Origin of the sequence: Chryseobacterium sp. CCNWLW53 (genome assembly GCF_037083525.1) — a bacterium.
GTDB lineage: Bacteria > Bacteroidota > Bacteroidia > Flavobacteriales > Weeksellaceae > Chryseobacterium > Chryseobacterium lathyri.
The window spans coordinates 664146-689758 of sequence record NZ_JBAOJR010000004.1 but is presented as its reverse complement, the minus strand read 5'-3'; the positions used below and the strand labels follow the sequence as shown (position 1 = coordinate 689758).

Annotated in this window: 12 protein-coding genes; all 12 read left to right on the top strand. The window is 31.1% G+C overall.

Translation table 11 applies throughout. From position 1 onward, the window contains the following. Positions 1–4596: AMP-binding protein (locus V6R96_RS16065; protein ID WP_336379147.1), on the top strand; the 4596-nt coding region annotated here is incomplete at its 5' end. Beyond that, positions 4586–5824 carry a hypothetical protein gene (locus V6R96_RS16060; RefSeq protein ID WP_336379148.1) on the top strand — a complete coding sequence of 413 codons (1239 nt, stop codon included), beginning with the start codon at positions 4586–4588 and terminating at the stop codon, positions 5822–5824. The genes V6R96_RS16065 and V6R96_RS16060, both read left to right, overlap by 11 nt. Next, positions 5814–6596, top strand: coding sequence for an alpha/beta hydrolase (locus V6R96_RS16055; protein WP_336379149.1), 783 nt, complete (start codon positions 5814–5816; stop codon positions 6594–6596). The genes V6R96_RS16060 and V6R96_RS16055 overlap by 11 nt, the downstream gene beginning before the upstream one ends. Beyond that, entirely contained in the window at positions 6586–10887 is a 4302-nt protein-coding gene (locus V6R96_RS16050) for a beta-ketoacyl synthase N-terminal-like domain-containing protein (protein ID WP_336379150.1), read from the top strand. Before V6R96_RS16055 ends, V6R96_RS16050 begins: the two co-directional genes overlap by 11 nt. A 156-nt stretch (positions 10888–11043) precedes the next feature. Beyond that, a complete protein-coding gene (locus tag V6R96_RS16045) occupies positions 11044–12624 on the top strand; it encodes an MBL fold metallo-hydrolase (protein WP_336379151.1) in 1581 nt (526 codons plus the stop codon). Positions 12625–12626: 2 nt separating this feature from the next. Further along, a complete protein-coding gene (locus V6R96_RS16040) occupies positions 12627–14003 on the top strand; it encodes a condensation domain-containing protein (protein WP_336379152.1) in 1377 nt (458 codons plus the stop codon). Positions 14004–14021: 18 nt separating this feature from the next. Then, positions 14022–20921, top strand: coding sequence for an AMP-binding protein (locus tag V6R96_RS16035; RefSeq protein ID WP_336379153.1), 6900 nt, complete (start codon positions 14022–14024; stop codon positions 20919–20921). Then, entirely contained in the window at positions 20908–21858 is a 951-nt protein-coding gene (locus V6R96_RS16030; RefSeq protein ID WP_336379154.1) for an NAD(P)-dependent oxidoreductase, read from the top strand. The genes V6R96_RS16035 and V6R96_RS16030 overlap by 14 nt, the downstream gene beginning before the upstream one ends. After that, on the top strand, positions 21848–22225 hold the full coding sequence (locus V6R96_RS16025; RefSeq protein WP_336379155.1) for a RidA family protein: 378 nt from the start codon (positions 21848–21850) through the stop codon (positions 22223–22225). Before V6R96_RS16030 ends, V6R96_RS16025 begins: the two co-directional genes overlap by 11 nt. Further along, positions 22222–23319, top strand: a complete 1098-nt coding sequence (locus V6R96_RS16020; protein WP_336379156.1) for an alanine racemase — start codon at positions 22222–22224, stop codon at positions 23317–23319. The genes V6R96_RS16025 and V6R96_RS16020 overlap by 4 nt, the downstream gene beginning before the upstream one ends. Then, positions 23316–23987: a thioesterase domain-containing protein gene (locus V6R96_RS16015; protein WP_336379157.1), complete on the top strand. Its 672-nt coding sequence runs from the start codon at positions 23316–23318 to the stop codon at positions 23985–23987. Before V6R96_RS16020 ends, V6R96_RS16015 begins: the two co-directional genes overlap by 4 nt. Next, the gene (locus tag V6R96_RS16010; protein WP_336379158.1) at positions 23981–25603 is read left to right on the top strand and encodes a cyclic peptide export ABC transporter; all 1623 of its coding nucleotides are present in this window, start codon (positions 23981–23983) and stop codon (positions 25601–25603) included. The genes V6R96_RS16015 and V6R96_RS16010 overlap by 7 nt, the downstream gene beginning before the upstream one ends. Positions 25604–25613 lie beyond the last annotated feature (10 nt).

Genomic DNA, 25613 nt, shown 5'->3' with positions numbered 1-25613 from the left:
CATGAGGAATTAAAAAAACAGAAAAACCAATACAAAAAAGAGAACCTTCCGATTATCAGCAGACCAGATAGTTTGGCATATGTGATTTATACCTCAGGAACTACAGGAGAGCCTAAAGGAGTGATGATGCAACAGGAAAACATTCTGAATTTGATTAAATATCACATAAAGACTATTGCCCCATATAATAAAGTTACCTTCTTGTCTAATCCAAGTTTTGATGTATCTTTTCAAGAGATCTTCAGTACTTTATTAACAGGAGCTACGCTATTCCCTGTATCAGATACAATTAAGAAGGATATTCAGGCACTTACTTATTTTATTTCAAAAAATAAATTAGACGTCTTATTCTTCCCGACCGCATACTTTAAAGTTCTAATAGAAGATGATTCATTTTTAGAATGCGTAGGAGAAAACGTTAAGCATATTATAGTAGCCGGAGAGAAACTAATTCTTAATAATGCCATTTTTGAAAGTATTAAAGAGAAACCTATAAAGATTCATAATCATTATGGACCTGCGGAAACCCATGTCGTTACTACTTATGTGATTGATGAAAAAACAGTTAAAAACTATATTCCACCTATTGGTAAACCAATAGCTAATATATACGTTTATATATTAAACACAAATAAGGTGTTATGCTCAATAGGTGAATATGGCAGATTATATCTTTCAGGAGCCGGACTGGCGAAAGGATATATTAATAAAAAAGAGCTAACGGAAGAGAAGTTCATTGCTAATCCTTTCATTCCTGGTAGTAAAATGTATGATACAGGAGATATTGCCAGATGGCTTCCGGATGGGAACATAGAGTTTCTTGGGAGGAAAGATTTCCAGGTGAAAGTAAGGGGATATCGTATCGAAACAAATGAGGTGGAGACCGTTCTTACTAAGCATAACTCTATAAGTCAGACTATCGTTGATACTAAAGAAATTAACGGGGATAATATATTAATAGCATTCTATGTAAAGAAAGACCCCACTGAGAAACTGGATAAATCAGAATTAAGGGACTATATGCAATCTAAAGTTCCTGAATATATGGTTCCTGGTTTTTTTATTGAAATAGATTCAGTACCTCTTACTCCAAACGGAAAGATAAATCGTAGAGCTCTACCGGATGTAAAAGAAGACGATATGGTAAGAAAGGAATATGTAGCTCCGAAAAATGAAACAGAGAAAAAGCTAGTAAAGATATGGCAGGAAGTTTTAGGTATTGAAAAAGTAGGAATTACAGATAGTTTCTTTGAATTAGGAGGGAATAGTATAAAAGCAATGCAGTTTATTTCAATCCTAAATTCCCGTCACAAAATGAGCGTGGAACTTTCTGTTCTGTTTAAAAATCCTCATATACAGCATATTGCCTATTCTCTGATTATGGAGAAAAAAGAAATAGAGAGATTTGAGGAGATTTCGGAGCCTTACAAATTATCACCGCAGCAAATGAACATGTGGATATCAGAAGTGAAAAATAATACTTCCAATATAATTGTCACGCAGTTGACTGTAGACGAATTATTGGATATTAATTTATTAAAGAAATCTATAGATAAGATAGTACAGAGACATCTGTCTTTAAGAACTGTTTTCATTACACATGATAATTTACCTTTACAGAAAATCATAACAAATGACTATGATAAATATGATATTAACATTATTTCAGAAGAAGATCTTGTTGCTCAAAATTTAGAAAATGATTTTAGTTTAGATGAATATCCACTTTTTAAAATTTATGTAATTCCTAAACAAGATAGGTTCAAAGTTGTTTTGAAAATACATCATCTAATTTTTGACGGTTGGTCTGTTAATCTATTTAGAAATGAACTTCTAACTATTTATAAAAATAAAAACAATACACTTCCCGGAACTAATTATGAATATATTGACTATGTTAATTATCTGAAACACCAAAACAAAGACATTCTATTAGAGTACTGGAAAAACAAGCTTAAAGACGTACCTGATTATTTACATATTTCTAATCCTGAAAAATCCATAGACCATGAAGTAGCCTATACGTCAAATTATACTGATTTTCAAATTGATAATAGATCCTATAATGAGATAAAAAAAATTATAAAACAACGTGGAGTTACATTGTCAACATTCTTTATCTCATGTTTCAAAATTTTATTAGGTAGAATTTCTAATACTAATAACATTACGGTAGCGATACCTGTTGCCAATAGGAATGATCCTGCTTTTTCGAATATAATAGGACTTTTTACAAATATTATATTTCACAATGATTTGCTGAATCAGCATGCTTCTTTTGAAAAACTTTTGGATCAGGTTCATAGTACTTCTATTGAGGCTTTAAATCATGCTGATATCTCAGTTCACGAGATATGTGATTTATTAAAAATTAATAATACAGTCCATACTCTTCCTTTAACTCCAGTCGTTATTAATATCTTAGATTTTATCAAAGATAATTTTGAATATGAGCCTGGCTGTGATGATGAAAAAGACCATTTAACAGCTTCAAAATTTGATTTAGAATTTTTTGTAGAAACTACCTCCGGAGGAGTTCTCGTGAGTAGCGTTTTTAATAAAGATCTATTCAACAGTAAAGAAGTCTTTTTTTGGTTAAAGGGGCTTGGGCATATCATTGATGAAGTAATTCATCACTCTGAAAAAACAATTGAGGAAATAGAAATCTTTGATCAGTTCCTACTTTCGGATCCGATTACCCCTAAAAATGATTACGTAGATTGGGAGCTAGAATACGATTCAATAATTGATCGATTTGATTATATATGTGAAACTTATCCTGATAAATATGCTGTTGTAGATGATAATCAAAAAATGACTTACAGAGAACTTAATGAAACATCTACTATTATTTCAAACGAAATAATAAAACACAGTAGAAATAACAAAGTATTAATTCTGTTATCTCACGGATATCAATCAGTTCTGGGAATTCTTTCTACCTTAAAAGCAGGTAAAGCTTATATACCATTAGATATAAGTCTTCATACGCTCAGGACAAGAGAAATTATAGCGGAAATCAATACGGATCTTATATTGTGTGATAATCAAACAGAAGAATTTGCAAACAAATTTTTGATTGATCCTTCTCTTGTTTCAGTCAATATTGAAAGAATAATTAATCAGGATTCTCAAGGTACAATGCAATCTTTAGAAGAAATTCCATCCGCTGATTCTTTGGCTTATATTTTATATACTTCTGGTTCTACCGGAAAGCCTAAAGGGGTGATGCAATCTCATAAAAATGTATTACATTTTATCAATATATATACAAGGCAGTTACATATAGCTCCGGAGGATCATCTAAGCCTGATACCATTTTATAATTTTGATTCTGCCGTAATGGATATTTTTGGAGGATTGTTGAATGGCGCAACATTGTACCCTTTTAATGTTAATATTAAAGGAATAAATGATTTGGCCCGATGGATTGATCATCACGAAATTACGATCTATCATTCTGTTCCGACATTATTCAGGTCTTTAATAAAGACAATCCAATATAGGCTCTCATCAATTAGATTAATAGTGCTCGGTGGAGAAGCGGTATTTAAAAGAGACTTCTTAGGATTTAAAAACAAGTTCGGAAAGGACGCTATTTTTATCAATGGGTATGGACCTACGGAATCTACTATTGTCTGTCAAAAATTTTTAGATGATCAAAGTATAGTAGGTTATCATGTGCCTATTGGAAAATCTGTTGATCGGACAAAGGTATACCTTGTTAAATCCAGTAACAAACCGGCACGTATATATGAAGAAGGAGAAATTGTTTATGGGAGTGATTATTTGGCTTTAGGGTACTATCAGGATGAAACATTAACAAATCAGAAATTTAAGACCAAGGCAGATTTTCAAAATTCAGATCCGAATCTTAGATACTACTATTCCGGAGATTGGGGAAAATTACTTCCAAGCGGCGATATAGAATTTATTGGGCGATTGGATAATCAAATCAAGCTTAATGGCATAAGAATAGAATTGAACGAAATTAATTTTGTCATAGAACAAATCGAAGAAGTAGCAGTAAGTGTTACTGTATTTAAAACCTTTAGAGACAGTGATTTAATTGCTAGTTATATTTGTTTTAAGGCTGGCAATAGTATAAGCAGAGAAGCGATACTTGAAATATTAAAATCGTCTTTACCTGCTTATATGGTTCCTAAATCTATTGTAATTCTTGATCATATTCCATTAACCAATACTGGAAAAATAAGTTTTAAGGACTTACCTGATATACAAGAAAATGATTTATTCAAAAAAGAGTTTACACCTGCAGGAAATGTACTGGAAAAAGAACTTGAGAATATATGGAAAGACATTTTAAAAATAGATCAGATAGGAATTCACGATAATTTCTTTGATATTGGAGGAACTTCGGTAAGGGCAATTGAATTATCAAACAAATTAAAAATCAACTATCCGGATAAAAATATTTCACCGGTAATAGTATTTGAATATCCAAATATTTCCACACTTGCAGAGTTCCTCTCTACCACGGTTACTACTACTGATCAGGAACAGGAAGAGAACTTAAGTATTTTAGAAACTACATTAAATATTTACAATTTAGATCACAATGATTATGACGAGTAACCATTATCTTTCCTTATTAGAGGAAGAAGCCAGAGAGCTATCGGATATTCTGCATTTGACAGCAAATGAAAATATTCTTTCAGATTTTGCTGCTAAGGCTTTAAACAGTAATTTCTCTTTTAGATATCATTTAGGAAGAATAGAAAACTTCAATACTGATAATATTACTTTCTCAAAAGGTAATATATATAGGGGAATAGGTTTGGTAAATAAGCTGGAGGAAATCTCATCAAAAATTCTTAACAAAAGATTAGGAGGTGTGGCTACAGAATTCAGACCCCTTTCAGGAGTACATGCTATGATGTGTACCATATTGTCAGCTACTGATGTTGGAGATTATATACTAACAATTGATCCTGAAAAAGGGGGACATTTTGCCACTCAGAATATTATTGAAAAGACAGGACGAAAATCTATAAAGGTTCCGTTAAAAAGAGAGACGCTTGCAATTGATTATGATTTTATACGAGAGATAAAGGATAAGTATACCATCAAAATGTTTTATATTGATGACAGTCTTGCGTGCCAACCTGTAGATTTTTCATTATTAAGACAATTATTGGGGGAAGAAACAATTCTGGTGTACGATGCATCACACCCGTTTGGACTTATATTCGCACAGGAATTTATGAAGCCCATATACGAAGGCTGCGATATCATTCAGGCCAATACCCACAAAACATTTCCGGGTCCTCAAAAAGGGATTATACATTTTTCAAATAGCCAATTGGGAAATCTTGTTAAAGATGAAGTAGGAAAAAGCTTGGTTTCCAGCCAACATACCCATCATACCATTGCATTGCATTTGGCGATTATAGAAATGGATGAATTTTCCGAAAGTTATGTGAAGAAGATTATCGATAATACACAATACCTTTACCACTCACTTATTAAGAAAGGATTTTATATATTAGAACCTGAAAACAAAAGAGAGCTGGTTACGAATCAATTGTATATCAGAATACCCGATAGGTTTGATGTTGAGAAGATTGCAAAAGTTTTCTATCAAAATAGTATTAGCATTAATATGAGACGCATTTTTAATGAAAATTACTTAAGAATCGGACTTCAGGAGGTAACAAGATTAGGGTTTTGTATGGATGAAATGGATATTATATCAGATATTATATACAATATTATTCATCATACAAACGTAGACAGGATTTTAGACAGTGTAAGAAAATTAAATCTTCAATCACGAAAAATATTATATAGTTATGAAAAATAAATTTCTTTATTTAATTTTTGGTATTCAGGTAGTTGTATTATTACAAAGTTGTTCCACAACAAAAAAAGAAGTTACACAAAGGGTCAGTGCTGCTACTTTAAAAGAGCAGGATGTTGCACTATTTGATAATAGCAGAAATCGTTCTGTTCCCATCACTATTTATGATAACAACCAAACGGATCAGGGTAAGAAGATTGTAATATTTAATCATGGATATGGTTTTAATAAAGGAGGCGACTATAAAATATATTCTAAGATTTGTAAGTTTATGGCAAACAATGGATACTTCGTTATCTCTATTCAGCATGAACTTCCTACGGATGACCTTCTTTCTATGGAAGGTGATTTATATAAAACACGAATGCCTAATTGGCAAAAAGGAGAAGCGAATATAGGCTATGTTATAGAAGAATGTAAAAATAAATATCCAAATCTTAATTGGAACGACATCACCTTAATGGGGCATTCCAATGGTGGGGATATGGCCATATTATTTGTTAGAGATCATGCCGATCTAATTAAAAATGTGATATCTCTGGACCATAGAAGAGTTCCTATTCCAAGAATTGCCAAACCTAGAATCTTATCGCTTAGAGGATATGATTATCCTGCCGATCCAGGAGTAATTCCTACACCTGAGGAACAAGCTAAATACGGTATCAAAATTATCTATTTCAAAAATATCCGACATACTGATATGGATGATAAAGGGACACAAGACCAAAGTAATGAAATCAATAATCAAGTAATAGATTTTTTGAATGGAAAATAGAACGTATACAGGGTTAGAAATAGCCATTATAGGGATGGCATGTAAAACACCTCTGGGAAATAATTATAATGAACTGTGGGAAGGCCTCTCTAATGGAGAGGAATCTGTAAGTTTTTTAAATGATAAGGAGAAAAAAAGATATCATATAAAGGATCATTATATTGCTATTAAAAATGATATAAAGGATAAAGAGCTTTTTGATTATAATTTCTTTGGTTATACAGAAAAGGAAGCTTTACTTCTTTCACCTCAGAGCAGACATATACATGAAGTAATTTGGAATGCGATTGAAGATTCGGGAATATCTTTAGTAGAATTAAGAAGATCTACAGGTCTTTTTCTGGGGATGTCTGAAGATTATAATTGGAAGATTTTTACCCTTCAGAATAAGGATAAATTTCCAATAGAAGATTTTGTGTTTCAGAATTTTTCAAGTTATTATCATATTCCGGCTTTAATTTCTTATAAATTAGGTCTATCAGGACCTTCTGTTGCAATTAATACAGCATGTTCCAGTTCCCTTATAGCTGTAGATTCAGCTTGTAAAAGCCTCTTGCTTGGAGAAACAAAAGTATGTCTTGCCGGTGGAGTATATGTAAGCAGTGAACCTCATAAAGCTTATCAGTATACAGATGGTCATATTAATTCCGACGATGGGCATTGCAGACCTTTTGATAATTCTTCAACAGGAACAATTTGGGGAGAAGGCATTGGGATTGTAGTGTTAAAAAGGTTAAAAGATGCCATTGAAGATGGAGATCATATCCATGGTATTATTAAAGGAATAGGAATAGGAAATGATGGAGATAAAAGAGTTGCTTTCACAGCACCAAGTATACAGGGACAAGTCCAAACCATTAAAAGAGCATTTCTATTAAGTAAGGTAAAACCTGAAAGCGTTAACTATATAGAATGTCATGGGACCGGGACTCAGCTTGGAGATCCGATTGAGATAGAAGCTCTTAAGCAAACATATAAAACTCCTGCAGATGTTAAAATTCCTATAGGATCTATTAAAAGCAATATAGGACATCTTAATACAGCGGCTGGAATCATAGGACTAATAAAAGGGGTGATGATTTTAAAAAATAAAAAAATCCCCGCCAGTATTAATTACGACTCACCTAATACAAGTATTGATTTTCAAAGTACTCCTTTCTATGTTAATACCTATTTGACACCTATTAAAGCCTACGAAAGCCCGATCAGAGTAGCTGTTAGTTCATTTGGTATAGGAGGTAATAATGCTCACTGTATACTAGAAGAGCTTCCCGAAACAAAAGCAAAAAATAATGAAACAGGAAACATTATTTTACTAAGTGCAAAAAACGAAGAGGCACTAAAAGAAAATATTAAAAAGTTTTATTCTAAAAAAGATCATTATGACTTCAATGAATTGGCACTTTCTTCACAGATAAGAAAAATTCATCATAAAGTAAGATTCTCATTGGATTCTAATACAGAATTTCCTTTGAATTTTTCACCTAAACCAACCTTAAAAAATGTAATATTTGCTTTTCCGGGAAATGGAGTTCTTTATGGTAATGCAACTCAACAATTATATCAAAAATCTAAACTTTATAAGAGAATTCTTGATGTAAATTTAGGTCTGATTCAAGAAAAATTGAATATTGATCTTAAAAATTTTTTATTTGGTGAAGGATCAAATGCTATTAAAACGGATGTTGTTAAATTGCATCTAGCACTGTTCATTGTTCAATATTCATTAGCTACTTATTTGATGGAGTTGGGAGTAAAACCCAATGCCCTTATTGGACATAGTCTGGGAGAATATACGGCAAGCTGTATTTCCGGAGCTATGGATTTGGAGCAAACCATCCAAATCATTGCACAAAGAGCAAATTGTCTCTCCAGTGGACCGGAAGGAAAAATGGTTTATGTTTCCTTTCCTGTGGATGTGTTAAAAGAAGTAGAATCTCAAGGGGTATTTCTGTCCGTTGTCAATAGTCCGAATGGTAAAGTATATTCAGGTACGTCAGAGAATATTGATGAGTTCATACAATTGCTTGTCGAAAAAGACATTGATTATAAAGTTCTTACTTCGACACAACCGAATCATTCTCCATTATTAGAAGTCATCAGGAGAGATTTTGAGAAATACAGTGATGATATTGTGTATAAGGATATTAACATTCCGTTTATCTCCAATACATCAGGACAATTGATAAGCCACAAAAGCCAGATCACTAAGCAACACTGGTCAGATCATTTAATTCATCCTGTATTGTTTGATAAAGGGATAGAAACAATAGTAAATACTTTTCAAGATTGTCTATTTATAGATTGCGGGCCCGGAAATTTTATAAAAAATTTACTGGAAGAAGAGTATTCTTTAAAAAATACTGTAAATATTGTAAGACATAAAAAAATAGATATTGGAGATGAACTGTTTTTTTATCAGAATTTAGGTAAGATTTGGGAATATGGAATAGATATTCTATGGGAGAAACTCTATTTAGAAAAAATAAAATATATTGAAATACCACCGCACTATAATTTTGCAAAAACAAAACTCCTTTCCGAAGTTATAATTGATAATTTCGGTCTTACTTCTCAAAAAGGGATGATGAAAAGTGATATTTTTTATCACCCAATATGGGAACTCTATGAAACCAAGCAGAGTCGTTCAATGACTTATCCTAATGTTTTGTTATTGTTACCAAGTGATTATGACGAGTCTCTGTTTAAGGATAAATTTAAAAAATATAATGTCATAAAAATTAAGCAAAGTGAGGAATTTAAAGTAGTAAGTGAGAATGAACTTGAAACAAATTTTAGCATAGAGACGGATGTTATAGAGGCATTAAGGTATGTTAAAGATTCTAATTTTATTTTTAAGAAAATAATTTCGTTTTTAGATTATGACTTTATAGGAGAAAAAGAAAATATTGATCAGGCATATTCTAGGAGATTTTTTACAACAACCTATGTTGTAAGAAATATTAATTCTATTTTTTCAAAAGCTAATATAACATGGGTTTGTAATCATTTGTTCTCTTGGGAAAATAATATTGCTAATACTATTTTAGATATATCAAAATCTCAAATTGTAGGCCCTCTAATGTGCTCTATGCTTGAATATGAATCTTTTGAAACGAAAATGGTTGATATAAAAACTTTAGATGCTCAGTCGATTGATTGTTTATTTGATATCTTCAATAATAATGAAAATTCGAATGATTTTGCATTGATCATCAATAAAGGTCAGGTATTATGCAGAACATACAAAGAGATTGAAATAGAAGAAAGTATATCTCCTTTCAACCAAGAAGATGTTATTCTCATAACTGGAGGAACCGGAGGAATGGCTCAGATTATGATTCATGATATCCAGAAAAAATATGGAGCAAAATTTATATCAATAGGAAGAAGCCATGAGAAAAGTGGAAAAATCAATGATCATATTTATAATATTAAAGCTGATATACGTAACCAGGGATCTTTTGAAAATAACTTAGATATTGCAGAAAAAGACTTTGGGAAAATTACAGCTGTTCTTCATACTGCAGCACAAGTTAAATTTGAGTTTATTGATGGGTTGAACAATAAAGAAAATTTACTGGAAAATTCACCTAAGATTAAAGGAACACAAAATTTATTATCCTATTTTAAGGATAGAAAGCTGAATTTGTTTGCCAATTTTTCTTCACGGGCAACAACAATACCGGTAATAGGGCAATCCTTGTATATAGCCGATAACAATTTTTTGAATAGTATGGCAGATATTAATGTTCAAAGCCAATTTAAATTTCCAATATATACATTACAATGGCCGAGGATTAAAAATGTAGGATTAGCAGATACATTAGATAAGAATGATGATCTCAATATCAATATATTGGCTGGGGACGATATTCTACCTGTTTTAGAATGTGTCTTGGCTCAAAAAAAATACTTACATGTTATTATTTCTCCGGATAATATTAACAATAAAATCAATAGTTTATTTAAACTTAAAGATACTGGAAAAGTTAACAAGAGCCGTGAATCCCTAATTTCCAACCCCTATGTCATTCCAAGCTCTGATGTTGAAGTTGAACTGTGTGAAATGGTAAGAGAAATTTTGGGTATGGATAAGATTGGTATAGATGACAATTTTTTTGAGTTGGGAGGGGATTCTCTGAGAGCAATGGTTTTGAGGAAAAAAATTAATGAAAAATTTAATCTGACGATTTCTCAGAGTATCATACTGGAGAATTTAGTAATCAAAGATTTGGCCCATGCACTATCCCGACAGGACAAAAAAAATTATCAAAAGGTGGTTATATAAAATGACTGATGCGAAAGCACTTTCATTAATTTTTATACTTCTGATAGACTAAAGACCTAATCCTTACAAGTAAAAAATAAATAAATATTCTGTTTTTACAAACAGACAGGGCATTCTAATGCTTTGTATAGAGTAATACCAAATAAAAAATCCGATATGTATTTAAAGCCTAATGTTGTAATAGAACCATTAGTAATGAGGTGGTATGCCTGGTCGCACTTAATATCTCCGGCAACCTTAAGTAGAAATATTGTTGGCAGACATATAAGAATTATGAACTCTTATATTAAGTCGGCCAAGCTTCATCAGGAAGCCGTAAAAAATCCTAAAATGTTAGGAGGCCCTTTTATAGATTATAATAATGACAGAACCACTGAAATTAAAAACTTAATTGAAGAAACACTGATAAAACAAAATAAGCTGATTGAGCTATATCATGCTTTCACGGATCTTAACGATTTATTGAAAAATAATGCAAAGGGCCAAAAATTGGAATCCTTATATGAATTTATTCCTAAGTCCTTAAAAGGATTTGTAGAATTAGTGTATGATGTAAATAATAATCCAAGCTTTAAAATTTATGAGCGATTACTTTATCAGGAATATTTTGATGAGTCTACTCAAAGTATTGCATTATGGGAAACTAATAATGATTCCAGACCGTTTGTCTTAAGCACCCCCAGAATTAATAGTGAAAATGTACTTTTTCTTGATATTCCATTCAGCTCTTCCATCATAGATACAATATCTTATTCAAAAAGAAATTCTATAGATATTGAACCGATCATTCATGAACTTGGTTTAACAGGGGAGCGGAAAGCATTATTTGAAAGTTTGTTCTCAAACGAAAATCCTAATAAATATCAAAATTATTCGGGAGACAGGATAAGAATGAGATATTTTGGACATGCGTGCATTTTAATAGAGACTGATGACATCAGCATCTTGGTAGATCCTCTGATTAGTTATTTTGGGTATATGTCTGAAGTAGATCATTTCTCTGATTATGATCTTCCCGATACTATTGATTACGTTCTTATCACACACAATCATCAGGATCATATTCTTTTAGAAACCTTGCTTCCGTTAAGGCATAAAATTAAAAATATTATAGTTCCTAAATCCAATCGTAATTCATATTTAGACCCAAATTTAAAACTGATGTTTAATCATATTGGATTTAATAATGTATATGAGCTTGATGAGCTTGAGGAAATCAATCAAAATGACTGTAAGATCATTGGCTTGCCGTTTATGGGGGAACATTCTGATCTGGATATAGCATCGAAACTGTGTCACTTCGTACAGATCGGAAGCTTCAAACTATTATTTGTGGCTGATTCAAGAATAATAGATAGTAGTGTTTATGAACATTTACATAAAGCAGTAGGAGATGTTGATGTTATATTCTTGGGAATGGAGTGTGATGGGGCTCCCTCTTCCTGGTTATACGGCCCCTTGATGTTTAAGAAATTAGAAAGGGAGTATGATCAACAACGCAGGCTCTCCGGTTCAGATTGCGAAAAAGGAATGTCATTGATTAATATTTTTAATCCAAAAGAAGTATATGTATATGCTATGGGAATGGAACCGTGGTGTGAATTTATCAGCAGTATAAAATATACGGAAGTCTCTAATCCGATTGTTGAGTCTAACAGATTGATTGGAATATGCAGCCAAAAAGGAATGATATCAGAACGTCTGTATGGAGAAAAAGAAATATTATATTCTAAATAAGTATGCAAAATATTAGGGATCTTTATAATGAACTAACAACCTTAAATATTGGAGTACAGGTTGTTGAGGATAATCTTGAAGTTTTTTTCGAGGAAAATACAGAAAATATCAAAGAATACTTGGCATTGATCAAAGAAAATAAAATAGGACTTTTAGATTTCCTCTCCAGAAGAAAAAAAAATCTAAATGACATACCGCTATCTCCGGCACAAAGAAATATTCTTTTTAAATGTTTGCAGGGAGAATCTTCAAGCTATAATATGAGTCGTATTTTCAAAGTTGATGAATCCCTTTGTGATCTTGAAAAAATAAAGGATATTTTCAACTGTATAGTAAGCAGGCATGAAGCCTTAAGGATGAAGCTCTTAAACAAGAATGGAAAATATTTTTTTATAGTAGATAACGATTTTAGATCAATTGATGTCTTTAACGATATCGATTACTCTTTGGTAACGGATTACGTTTATACCCCTTTTGAGTTAGAAGAAAATTTAGTGAAATTAGGCGTCTTTAAGAATAAAAATGAAACCTTTCTTTGTTTAGTGCTTCATCATATAGTAGGGGATGATAAAAGTATGGCCATCATCCAAAAAAACTTTCTGAATTTTATGAATGGAGTCCCGGAAGATGAGGCCCTTACTGAGCATTTTACAGATTATCTAACTTATCTTCAGAATGAAAAAGACGGAATTAATAAGTCTAAAGATTTTTGGATAGCAAAAATGTTGGATATCAAAAAGAATGCACGTCATTCATTTAATATACGATCCAAAAATGGAACTCCAATTTCTGAAAGCAGATATTTTTCGTTTAAATTAAACACTTCAATACAACGGAATTTATTTCCCAGAATCATAGCTTCTCTATCTTATTCCATTAAAGATGTTTTCAACAACTCTTATTCCATCTTTACCGTTCCTTTTTCTACAAGAGAAATTTTATCTCATCATGATCAGGTAGGATACTATATAAACCAACTACCTTTAGGGATCGATTGTAGTAAACATCAAATAGAAGACCTGATAATAGATATTAGAAATGAAATATTTGAATATAATGACCACAAATTATATCCATTTTCGTCTATTATGTCCGGGATCAGTATCCCTCCCGGATTGTTCAATATGTCAATTATTTTGTTAAATGAAATAGCTGAAAATACCATTGATCATAGATTTGAGGCAGTCAAAAGTGAAGTAATTCAGAATGTTCAGCTTAAAAATGATTTAGTTTTTGAGTTTTTATATGATGAACATGCAATAAGTCTCACACTCCATGTGGAATACAATTCAAATTTCATGAGTACCATAAATCTGGAAAATCTTATCAATAAGTTTTATGAATATGTATTACAAACGGAATCAAGATCTAATACTTAGAAAAATAAAAATAATATCATGCTAACTAATAATACGATAATTGACCTGTTCAAAGAACAAGCGCATAAAGCTTCTGAAAGAATAGCGATAATATATGATAATAAAAAGATTTCCTATCAGGAATTAGAGCAGGTGAGCTCTTTATTTGCAACCTTTCTTTTTACTAAATATAGGATAGGGGCAAAAAAAAATATTATATTGAACCTTCCTAAAAATGATCATCTGATCATAGCCATTTTGGGAGTCTTAAAATTAAATGCAGTCTATATTCCTGTGGATTCTGAATCCCCAGAAGGAAGACTTGATTTATTAAATAGTATATGTAATTCAGAATTGATGATTACTGAATCATTGATGGAGGAATTTTTCAATGAGAAAAATAACTATACCGGCAATGCATCTGTTTTTACATCAAATGATAAAAAGATGGATGAAGATACGGCATGTATTTTATTTACTTCTGGAACCACAGGAATACCTAAAGGAGTAAAAATAAAACAATCCAGTATTATCAATCTGGTTTATCAATGTGAGTACTTTCCATTATCACAGGAAACAATCATGCTCAGTACGGGAAATGTAAGTTTTGATGCAACTTTATTTGAATTTTTTGGAACCCTGTTAAATGGAGGAACTTTAGTAGTCTGTGACAAAGGTACCCTTCTTGATACCCCAAAATTGAAAAAAACAATAAGTAATCATGCCGTTAATAGTGCATGGATTACTTCTTCATTGTTTAGCAGGTTGATTGATAATGATTTATCATTATTTGATGATGTTAAACATATTATTACGGGAGGCTCAGTTGTTTCACCGACTCATATAGATAAACTCTATAAATATAATGCCCAAATAACCATTTATAATGGGTATGGTCCTACGGAATCAACAACTTTTGCTTGCGTATATAAGATCGAACGAAGGTATTATAAAAATATCCCTATAGGAAAACCTATAAAGGGAATACATATTTTCATATTGGACAATGATGGAGCTCCTGTTACAGATAAACCGGGGATAATTTATATTTCCGGAGCAGGGATTTCAGAGGGATATATTAACAAAGTTGATGATACAGATCGCTTTGTCAAAAATCCTTACAGCTTAGCATCGAAAATGTATGACACCGGAGATATAGCCCAATGGATGCCGGATGGGAATATAGAATATATGGGTAGGAAAGATGACCAGGTAAAAATCAATGGGAATAGAGTAGAACTTAATGAAATTACCCATTATTTAAAAACACTGGCTACTATAGAAAATGCAGAAACAATCTTTATTAATGATAAAATCGTTTCATATTTTACAGGTGCAAAGGAGGTAAATGACACCATTATAAGAAATTTTCTTATAAGCAAATTACCGGGCTATATGATTCCACATTTTTTCTATTTCATTAAAGAAATTCCTTTGACCCAAAATGGAAAATCTGATTATAATTTTCTTAAGAGCTATCACCTTAATATCATAGATAAACCAGCCAAAGAAGAAATCTATTCGAATGAATTTCATGTAAATGATGAAATTTTGAATATTTGGAGTGAGGTTTTAGAGGTATCTCCTGAATCTATTGATGTCTCTAAGAATTTTTTTGAAAATGGAGGAGATTCATTAGCCTTGTTAAACCTTATTGGAAGGTTGAATAATATTGGTCATTCTGTTACCTATGATCAATTTATGGATCATCCATATATCCAAATTATTGGCGAAAAAGAGCTTCCGGAGACTCCGGATTTACATAATGAAATTTTGAATATTTGGGGCGAGGTTTTAGAGGTGTCTCCTGAATCTATCGATGTCTCTAAGAATTTTTTTGAAAATGGAGGAGATTCATTAGCCTTGTTAAACCTTATTGGGAGATTGAATAATATTGGTCATTCTGTTACCTATGATCAGTTTATGGATCATCCTTTTGTAGATAATTACAAAGGAAGTTCTGAAGAGATGAATCAAGAAGTTTCTGGAATATATGATAAAAGCTTTTTACTTGCGCCTATTCAAAAATGGTTTTTTAATAATGCTCCTGAAAATGTAAACTTTTTAATGTACAGCTCATTTATATTAGAGGAAAATTATCAGGTTGATAAAGTATTAAATGCTTTAAGAAAAATCGTGACTAAACATTCTTCTTTTAGACTTAGATTTTCTAAGAAAATATATTGGACTCAACATTATGAAAAAAGCTCAGCTGCTGATGATTTATATATATTCAAACAATATCTTGATGATAATGTAAATTATTCCGAACAATTTTGTCTGAAAGAAGCAGATCGTATGATTGATGTTTCTGATGGTCCCATTTTATACTGTTCTATATTTGCTTCAGAAGGAAAAAGTATTATATTTTTTGCATGTCCACACTTGGTTATAGATGCTGTGTCATGGAATGTGTTTATCAATGATTTTACCCACTATTATCATTTTTCTGATGCTCCGCTGAGAAATTTCCAATCATATAAAGACTGGCTTGATAATGTAAATTCATATGTTCTTAATCATATCGACAACAATGAAATAGAATATTGGATAGAGCAGGTGAATGATCAAAATGAATATGCTTTTGAGCCGACTGAAAATAGAAAGGCTACTATTACCATCCCTTTAGTACAAAAGAGTAAAAATCTTGAAGATATTATTGTAGCAGGTATTATTTCTTCTATTGGAAAACTATTGAATTTTTCAAGTATTGTTATCGAAAAAGAAGGACATGGTAGAAAAACATTGAATGATTTTAATTGTGATACGATTATTGGATGGTTTACTACCAAATTTCCTGTAAAATATCAAATTTCCAATAGCCTCCATCAAACCCTGAAGAATGTTTTTAGTACAAATGATAATGTTCCTTATAGTGGATTCTTTTTTGATAAATACAAAAATGTACTATCTGATGAGGTAAAACAATTATTAAATTTTGATCCTAAAATTACATTTAATTTTTTAGGATCAATTTCCAAATCAGGAAAAAATAGTTTTCCATTGCTTGATGACCGGGTTTCTTTAGGATCCTATATCAATCAGAAACATATTGATGAAGTTTGGGAGAAATTGGGAGTCCTTTTGGATATCACGTGTGGCTATACTAAAAATGAAGCTTTCATCAATATCAACTCAATGAAAAAACTAGGCTTGAGTTATGAAAATTGGATTCTATTTAAAGACGAAGTTCAAACAAATATCCAAACGTTACTGACTGAAGAAAATCAAAATGATAATGAACAGAATATTTTAATCTCTCCCTTTCAGGAAGGCTTAATTGCGCATGCCATGTTTAGTTCTGATCATTCCAATGATTATATTGTACAATATGAATTTAAAATTGATGATATCGATACAAAAAGGGTGAGTGAAAGCTGTAGGAAACTTATTGATAAGTTTGACATCTTAAAAACAGCATACTATTATGATATTGAACAAGGGAAATTTGCTTGTAAACTATTATCTGGTGAAGATGCTTTTGTATTCAATACTTATAATAATGTTGAGGACATAAGAAGTACCCTGAATGAAATTAAGAAACTAAAACTTTCTGATAATACATCCTTGATTAAGTTTTCTATTATTGAATTAGAAGGGAAATCAAAAATTTTCGCAATTACAGCTCATCATCTTATTATGGATGGGCAATCAATGATGAACTTAATAAAAGAACTGTTCGATTATTATGTAAATAATAATGGTATTCCTAATACACATACTTCTTACAATGAGTACGTTAAACATGTTTTAAAACAAGATAAAACAAAAGCTACCAAGTATTGGAAGGAATTATTGTCAGGTTTAACAGTACATAATGAGGTTCAGCCTGCACCATATGAAAATACATCATATAAAGAAGAAGTTTCTCTTTTCGAGATAAGTGGAGAGATTCAGAATATAATTAAACAGAATAAAACTACCCTTTCTTCAACCACGAATTTTATTACAGGATTTGTACTGTCTGAGCTATTAAATCAATCGAAATTTACATGGGGAAATATCGTGAACTATCGCAGTCCCGAGATTGAAAATGTAGATGGTATTATAGGACCGTGTATCAATACAATTCCTGTATTTTTTGACTTTAAGAAACAGTATGAAAATATTTTTGAAAGCATAAGGGCTTTACAAAAACAGATCTTAGAATCAAGGAATTTCTCTTATGTTTCATTAAATGAAATAACATCGTTACATAATCAAACAAAACTATTTGATGTATTATTTACTTTCCAAAATTACAAGAAAGGGGAAATAGGAGAAGCAAATTTAAAGATTGAGATGATAAATGAAGATGTTATAACCTCTCATTTTCCGATTACCGTCACAGTCAGCCAACTTGAAGAAGAAAAGTTTATTATAAGAATGAAGTATAATAATTCTTTTTATAATAAATTTTTTATCAATAATTGTATTGATAATATTATTCAATGTTTGAGTACTCTAGAACTCAATATTACCACACAAAACTCGATCATTACAGGAAAAACGTATAATGCGGATTATCAGCATGATTCATTGGTGCATCGTTTTGTTGAGGAGTCAAAAAAATCCTCTGATAAAATTGCGATCAGATATGATGATGAATCTTTTACCTATAAGGATCTGAATGAAGAAAGTAATGCTATTTTCTGTAAAATCCAGGAACAATCTGTTACGGGTGCTGTTTTTATTTTTATAAAAAATCCGAGAATTATTCCATCAGTAATTTTAGGAATATTAAAATCCAGGATGTACTTTGTAAATATCGATGAATCATTCTCTGCAAATAATATAGATAGAATATATAATCAGTTAGTGCCAGAATTGCTGATAACAGATGATATAAATAATGAAAGGCTTATTTCCATACGAGACAAAGTAAAGATAATGCAGGTGAATAATGATATTCTACGTGTTTCTTGTGATATTAATGAAAGCGGGTATTCGCAAAATGACTTAGTAACGATAAATTATACTTCTGGATCTACAGGAGAACCCAAGCTTGTTAAAATTAACAATAGAAATCATTTAAACAGATTAGACTGGCTTATAAAAAATTATCCTGCTACACAGGAAGATCATCACTATATTTTAAAATCTTCTTTTTCTTTTGCACCTTCTTTAAGAGAATTTTTTGAACCCTTAACCCAAGGAGCCGTTCTACATATCTTAAAACCACAGATTTTGAATAACGTAGACGAGTTCTGTGAATTCATTCAGTTAAACAAAATCTCCAGATTATTTCTTACTCCTTCATATGTATCCCTTCTTATAGAAAATAATAAATTGAAATTTCTTACATGCGTGCAGGTGTTGGAATTAAGTGGTGAGCCATATTCTATTGATTTGGTAAATATTTTGAAAAAAGAGATTCCTCATATTAAAATTTTAAATAGGTACGGATGTACAGAAGCAGCTTCTGTAGTATATTATGATTTTGACGAAGTGCTGCAGGAAAAGAAGAATGAAGTTCCTGCAGGGCATCCAATATACAATACAGAGGTCATGATCTATGATAATGATAAGATACTTCCAATAGGGACACCAGGATTTATTTATATTAAATCAGAGAGTTTGTCATCCGGATATGTGGAAGAAAAATTTAATGAAAATAAATTTATATCAATTGACGGTAAATTATTTCTTAATACTGAAGATATAGGGTACATAGGTGACGACAAGAATTTATACTATATCAGTAGAAATTCAAGGATGGTAAAAATAAGAGGATATAGAGTCGAATTGGATGAGATTGAAAGATCTGTAGCAATGCATGCCAATATTGCTCAATCTTATGCTATGGTAGAAAAAAATGATTTTGGAAATTCTGTAAGTCTTTTTTACTCCACACTAAATAAGCAGCCTATTGAAGCGAATGAATTGTATAATTTTTTATTGCAAAAGTTACCACAATATAGCGTTCCTTCAAAATATACTTACTTAGATAAGATTCCATTAACAAGAAATAATAAGGTAGATGCAATGCAAATCAGTCTGATTTCAAAAAACAAAAATAAAAATTTGAAGGCTGACGATATAATCTTTAATACTGAATTTGAAGAACAATTATCACAACTGATAAAAGAAACATTAAAGAGCAAGGAGGAGATAGACCCAAATCAGGATTTTATGTCTTTAGGAATGGATTCTATATTGGCCATGCATTTTCTCCATAAGCTATATTCTGTTCTGAATATAAAAGCAGATCCAATATTACTTTATAAAAATAATACGATCAGAAGTTTTACAAATGCTTTAGATAGAAAAGACTTAATAACAGAATATACCGTTTTAAATCCAGGGATGGAGACCTTATTTGTCGTAGTTACTCCCGCAGGAGATGGAAGGATTGATTTTGATTATTTAGAAAACTTGGCAAAAGATTTTAGTATTATGATTTTTCATCCCATTAGACTGGAAAAAGAAGGAAATACAATTGAATATATAGCAGAATCGTATAAAAGAAATATTCATTTGTTTCTGAATGAAAATCCGGATTATAAAAGATGTATCATTGCAGGATGGTCGTTAGGAGCGACAGTTGCTTATGAAATGTCCCGATTGATGAACTTTGATGATATATTATTAATTGATCCAGGGTTCTACAATAAAGAATATGATGCAGGTATTTCAAGAAATGTTCTTTTGGAACACGCGGAAAAACTTGATAAATCTAGTGTTTTTACGAATAAATATGTGAACACGATGTATTTGGCAAATCAGTTAATAGTCAACTATAAACCCGTCAAAGTCAATCAAAAAATTGTACTGATAAAACCAGAAATAGTCAATGATTTCGAAAGAAATTATAATTATGAATATAATCAGTTAGATCTTATTGGAAATAAGGACGTAGAAGTGGTTAAAATTGCAGGAAATCATATGACAATGTTATCCGATTTAAGTCATTTATTAGAAATTTTTAACCAATATATTACAATGAATGAAAAAGCCTAAGATTCTTTTATTAGATAAAATTGCGGAAAAGGGACTTGACCAGTTTAAAGAATTTTCAATAGTTGATGATGGATGCATACTGCAACATGATGAAATTAAACTGAAAATAGCTCAATATGATGGTATTATATTCAAAAGCGGAAATCGAATTAATAATGAAATTTTAAATAACGGAACAAACTTAAAATTTCTTGCCAGAGCTGGATCAGGTGTAGATAATATAGATTTAAATACTTTAGATAAATTAGGGATAAGATTATTTACTTCAGCTGAAGGAAATGCCCGTTGTGTTGCAGAATATGTTTTAGGAACCATGATTCTTATGTCTCACAGGCTTTTTGAATCTCATTTAGGTGCTAAAATGAATAATTTTCAGAGGCATATTTGGCAAGGAAGAAATATTAATGATTTGAATGTAGGAATTATTGGATATGGAGTTATTGGCCAGGAAGTTACCAGATTGATTGCTCCTTTATGTAAAAGTGTTCTGGTTTTTACAAACAAGCCTGTCTCCTCAACAGAGGCTAATCATAATGTCCGATTTTATCATGATATTAAACAGGTCGTGTCCCACTCTAATGTCATTACTATTCACACCTCTTTAAATCCTACAACAGAATATTTATTTAATGAATCTCTATTTAATTTGATACCTAAGGGGAGTATTTTAATTAATACAGCAAGAGGTAAGATTATTGACGATAGAGCATTACTTCAGGCATTTAATAACGGAACAATAGTGGGAGCCGTATTAGACAGTCTTTATCCGGATCCACATTATAATATTGATCCGGTTCTAAATACCTACAATCATTTTTTAATTCATCATCCTAATGTATTCTATACGCCACATATTGCAGCTGGTACACGTGATGCACTAGAAAAAGTATCTATTGACTTAGCTCATAAAATAAAATATTTTTTAAATGAAACATAAAATTTTAACTGAAAAAGCTCCACAGCCTTCAGGAAACTATTCACAGGCAATCCAAGTTGAGAATCTTGTATTTATAAGTGGTCAGCTACCCATAAAAGATAATATACTTCTTTTAGATGACCATCATAATGCATGTAGACAATGTTTGGAAAATATTTCAAACATTTGTATTGCAGCTGGCGGAACAATAAATGATATTGTTAAACTGAATGTATACTATACCGATGTGAATTATTCAATTGCATTAGATGAGGTTATAACAGAGTTTTTTGAGGCTCCTTTTCCTGCAAGAATTAGGTTGGGAGTCGCTGTAATTTCAAAAGGAGCCAAAATTGAAATAGATGCAATAATGTGTAAGAAAAAATGATAATAAAAGAAATTCATAATTTATCAATACTTGATTCTCCCTCGATTATACTGATCAGGGAGATTATGGAAGAAAATATAAATTTGGCGTTGAACATGGTACCTTTAGAAAGGTTTAGACCCCATGTAAAAACAAATAAAATACTTGAAATTTGCGAAATACTTAAAAGCAAAGGGGTTAATAAATTTAAGGCATCTACCATTTCTGAATTGGAAATGTTAGGAATTGCGGGGGCACCTGATGTCTTATTGGCCCATCAACCGACATTTGTTAAGATGGAGAGGTTTCTAAAAATGATTCATAGCTATCCCGGTACAAAGTTTTCCTGCATTTTTGATAATTATGAGAATCTGAATTATTTTAATGAATTGCTGAAATCTTTTAAGATAACACAGGATATTTATATAGATATAAACGTTGGAATGAATAGGACAGGGGTAAGCCCTAGCCATCTCATTACCTTGTTTGAAGAAGCACTGAAATTAGACAATATAAATATTATAGGATTTCATATTTATGATGGGCATATCAGGGAAACGGATATCGATGAGCGAAATAGAATAGTAAATGAAGCCTTCCAACAGGCATATTCAAAAATTGAAACGTTAGAAAAAAAATATAATAAAAAATTCATTATTATAGCTGGAGGATCCCCTTCTTTTTCAGTACATGCCCAAAACCCGAGAGTTGAATGTTCTCCAGGAACATTTATTTTTTGGGATTGGAAATATTCAAAAATACTCCCTGATTTGAATTTTAAATGTGCAGTTTACGTAATTTCACGAGTAATTTCTATCATAAACTCAAAAAAAATATGCTTAGATGTTGGGCATAAGGCAATAGCATCAGAAAATCCATTTCCAAGAATAATATTCTTGGACTTTCCAGAGGCCAAAAGTATATCGCAAAGTGAAGAACATCTTGTGCTGGAAATTGAAGATACCTCAAATGTAAAGGTAGGTGATATATTCATTGGAATTCCTGATCATATTTGTCCTACTATTGCATTACATGAATATTTACATGTTGTAGAAAAGGGGGAGTATTTGTATGACTGGAAAGTAATAGCAAAAAATAGAAAGATTAATATATGAAACTCATAACATTTCATTTTGCAGGTGGTAATCAATATTCTTTCAGTAAAATTTTTAAAGGACATACCAACAACCATATTCCTTTTGCCTTACAAAGGGATACAGACGATTTGGATTTGAATGAAGCAATACATAATTTTCTACTAGATATCAATGAAAAAATTTTTAAAAATAGCCCTTATGTCATATATGGACACAGCATGGGAGCTTTAATAGGATATTTAATTTGTCAAAAACTCCAAGAAGATGACTTACCAATGCCTGAAAAATTAATTGTCAGTGGTAAAAAGGCTCCTAATATTCCAAGAGAAAAAAAAATAGCTCACTTACCTGATAATGAATTTTGGAATGAAATTCTAACACTAGGAGGAATTCCGGATGAAATGCAAAATTATCCTGAACTCATAGAGTATTATTTACCCATATTAAGACACGATTTCAGATTGGTTGAAAATTACCAATACGAAAAGAAGCCGAAACTCAATATTCCAATAGATGTTTTTTATGGTTCCGAAGAAGCTACGGAAGAGGAAATGTTGGATTGGGAGGACGAAACGACTGAAAAAGTAACCATTACACAATTGCCAGGTGATCATTTTTTTATTTTCGATCACGTGGAGTATTTTAGGAACTATTTCAATAATCTAAATCACAAAAGTAAATGCTAAAGATTACTTTAAAAAATACACTGTTTTTATTATTATTTGCGCTTCCCAATACGATATTAAGTTTTGGGATTTTGTTTATCATAAATAATGTAATATCAGGTAATAAGAGCTATGGAGAATCCTATTTGGCCTGGAGCTTTCTGATTATTATCATTTTCACTTACTTGTTGAATATCATTTTTCAAAAGAGACTTAATCAGTACTCATATAATATTTTGTATGAAAATGAAAAAAGTATTTTCAAAAGAATATTGAAAACAAAATTAATTACCTTAGAAAAGTATGGAACCCAGAGATTTTATACAGCGATAGAAGATTTAAGAATATTTTCTTCTTTACCGGAAGTAATTACCCACACCATCAATTCATTATTAATGCTGTTACTTTGTCTAGTGTATATGTTCAGCCTGTCCATATATGCAGGATTAACGGTTTTAGGATTAATCATCATGATTGCTGTCATTTATTTTGTTGTCATCAATACCATGAATGGGAGAATCACCGTATTAAGAAAATTCAATGAACATTACTATAAATATGTTAATGATGTGATAAAAGGTTTCAAAAATCTTAAAGTTAATTCAACATTATCCCAAAATCTGTTGTCTCAAAATCTGTTTCCCAACCGTGATAAGGCAAAAGAGTTAGATTATAATGTTAATTATATTTTTTTGTCCATTAATCTTATTAGTCAGTACGGGTTATATCTGATAATAGGAGCCATATTATTTGTATTGCCAAAGTTTAATTTACTGCCAAAAGAGGATATAGTTTCTTATGTAGTCATTCTTTTGTTTATTACCGGACCGATAAGTAACTTAATCAATATGCAGAATATCTATACAAGATTTTCCGTTGCTAATAAAAGAATTAATAATTTTTTGAAAGATTTTAGTGAAGAAAAAGAGGAAGACAATAATCAAAATCTAACAAACATCAATTTTCAATCTTTACATTTTAAAAATATATCCTTCCAATATGAGAATACTTCCGGAGAACAATCTTTTGCATTAGATAAAGTAAACTTTAATGCCCAGAAAGGAGAAGTTATATTTATTGTAGGAGGAAATGGAAGTGGTAAAAGTACCTTCATTAATATATTAACAGGCTTATATGATCATAAAGAAGGAGAAATTAGCCTAAACAATGAAAAACTAAATTCGAAGAAGATTTTACAAAATCTAATATCTCCAGTATTTACAGACAATTATGTTTTTTCTCATAATTATGACAATTACCAGTTAGAAAATAATTCTCAATATCAATCTTTACTGAAGATGATGGAAATGGAAACGGTGGTTGGAGATAGTAAAGAAGAATCTGCAAGACGTAATTTTTCAAAAGGACAAAGCAAGAGAATGTCTTTAATATTTGCGCTATTAGAAGAAAAACCGATCTTGGTTTTAGATGAATGGGCGGCGGATCAGGATCCACATTTTAGAAAATATTTCTATGAAATTCTTATTCCTAAATTTAAGAAAGAAGGTAAAACCATTATAGCGGTAACGCATGACGATGCCTATTTCAAACAGGCGAACAGAATTATCAAATTTGATTACGGTCAAATTGTTAGCGATGTAAAAATAAACTCTGACTTTCAACTGTCTATGCTATAATTTCTTTAAA

Excerpts from the sequence above, each read along its gene's own strand:
- V6R96_RS16035 (WP_336379153.1), top strand. The coding sequence starts at position 14,022 with ATGCTAACTAATAATACGATAATTGACCTGTTCAAAGAACAAGCGCAT.
- V6R96_RS16025 (WP_336379155.1), top strand. The coding sequence starts at position 21,848 with ATGAAACATAAAATTTTAACTGAAAAAGCTCCACAGCCTTCAGGAAAC.
- V6R96_RS16055 (WP_336379149.1), top strand. The coding sequence starts at position 5,814 with ATGAAAAATAAATTTCTTTATTTAATTTTTGGTATTCAGGTAGTTGTA.
- V6R96_RS16050 (WP_336379150.1), top strand. The coding sequence starts at position 6,586 with ATGGAAAATAGAACGTATACAGGGTTAGAAATAGCCATTATAGGGATG.
- V6R96_RS16060 (WP_336379148.1), top strand. The coding sequence starts at position 4,586 with ATGACGAGTAACCATTATCTTTCCTTATTAGAGGAAGAAGCCAGAGAG.
- V6R96_RS16040 (WP_336379152.1), top strand. The coding sequence starts at position 12,627 with ATGCAAAATATTAGGGATCTTTATAATGAACTAACAACCTTAAATATT.
- V6R96_RS16015 (WP_336379157.1), top strand. The coding sequence starts at position 23,316 with ATGAAACTCATAACATTTCATTTTGCAGGTGGTAATCAATATTCTTTC.
- V6R96_RS16020 (WP_336379156.1), top strand. The coding sequence starts at position 22,222 with ATGATAATAAAAGAAATTCATAATTTATCAATACTTGATTCTCCCTCG.
- V6R96_RS16045 (WP_336379151.1), top strand. The coding sequence starts at position 11,044 with ATGTATTTAAAGCCTAATGTTGTAATAGAACCATTAGTAATGAGGTGG.
- V6R96_RS16030 (WP_336379154.1), top strand. The coding sequence starts at position 20,908 with ATGAAAAAGCCTAAGATTCTTTTATTAGATAAAATTGCGGAAAAGGGA.
- V6R96_RS16010 (WP_336379158.1), top strand. The coding sequence starts at position 23,981 with ATGCTAAAGATTACTTTAAAAAATACACTGTTTTTATTATTATTTGCG.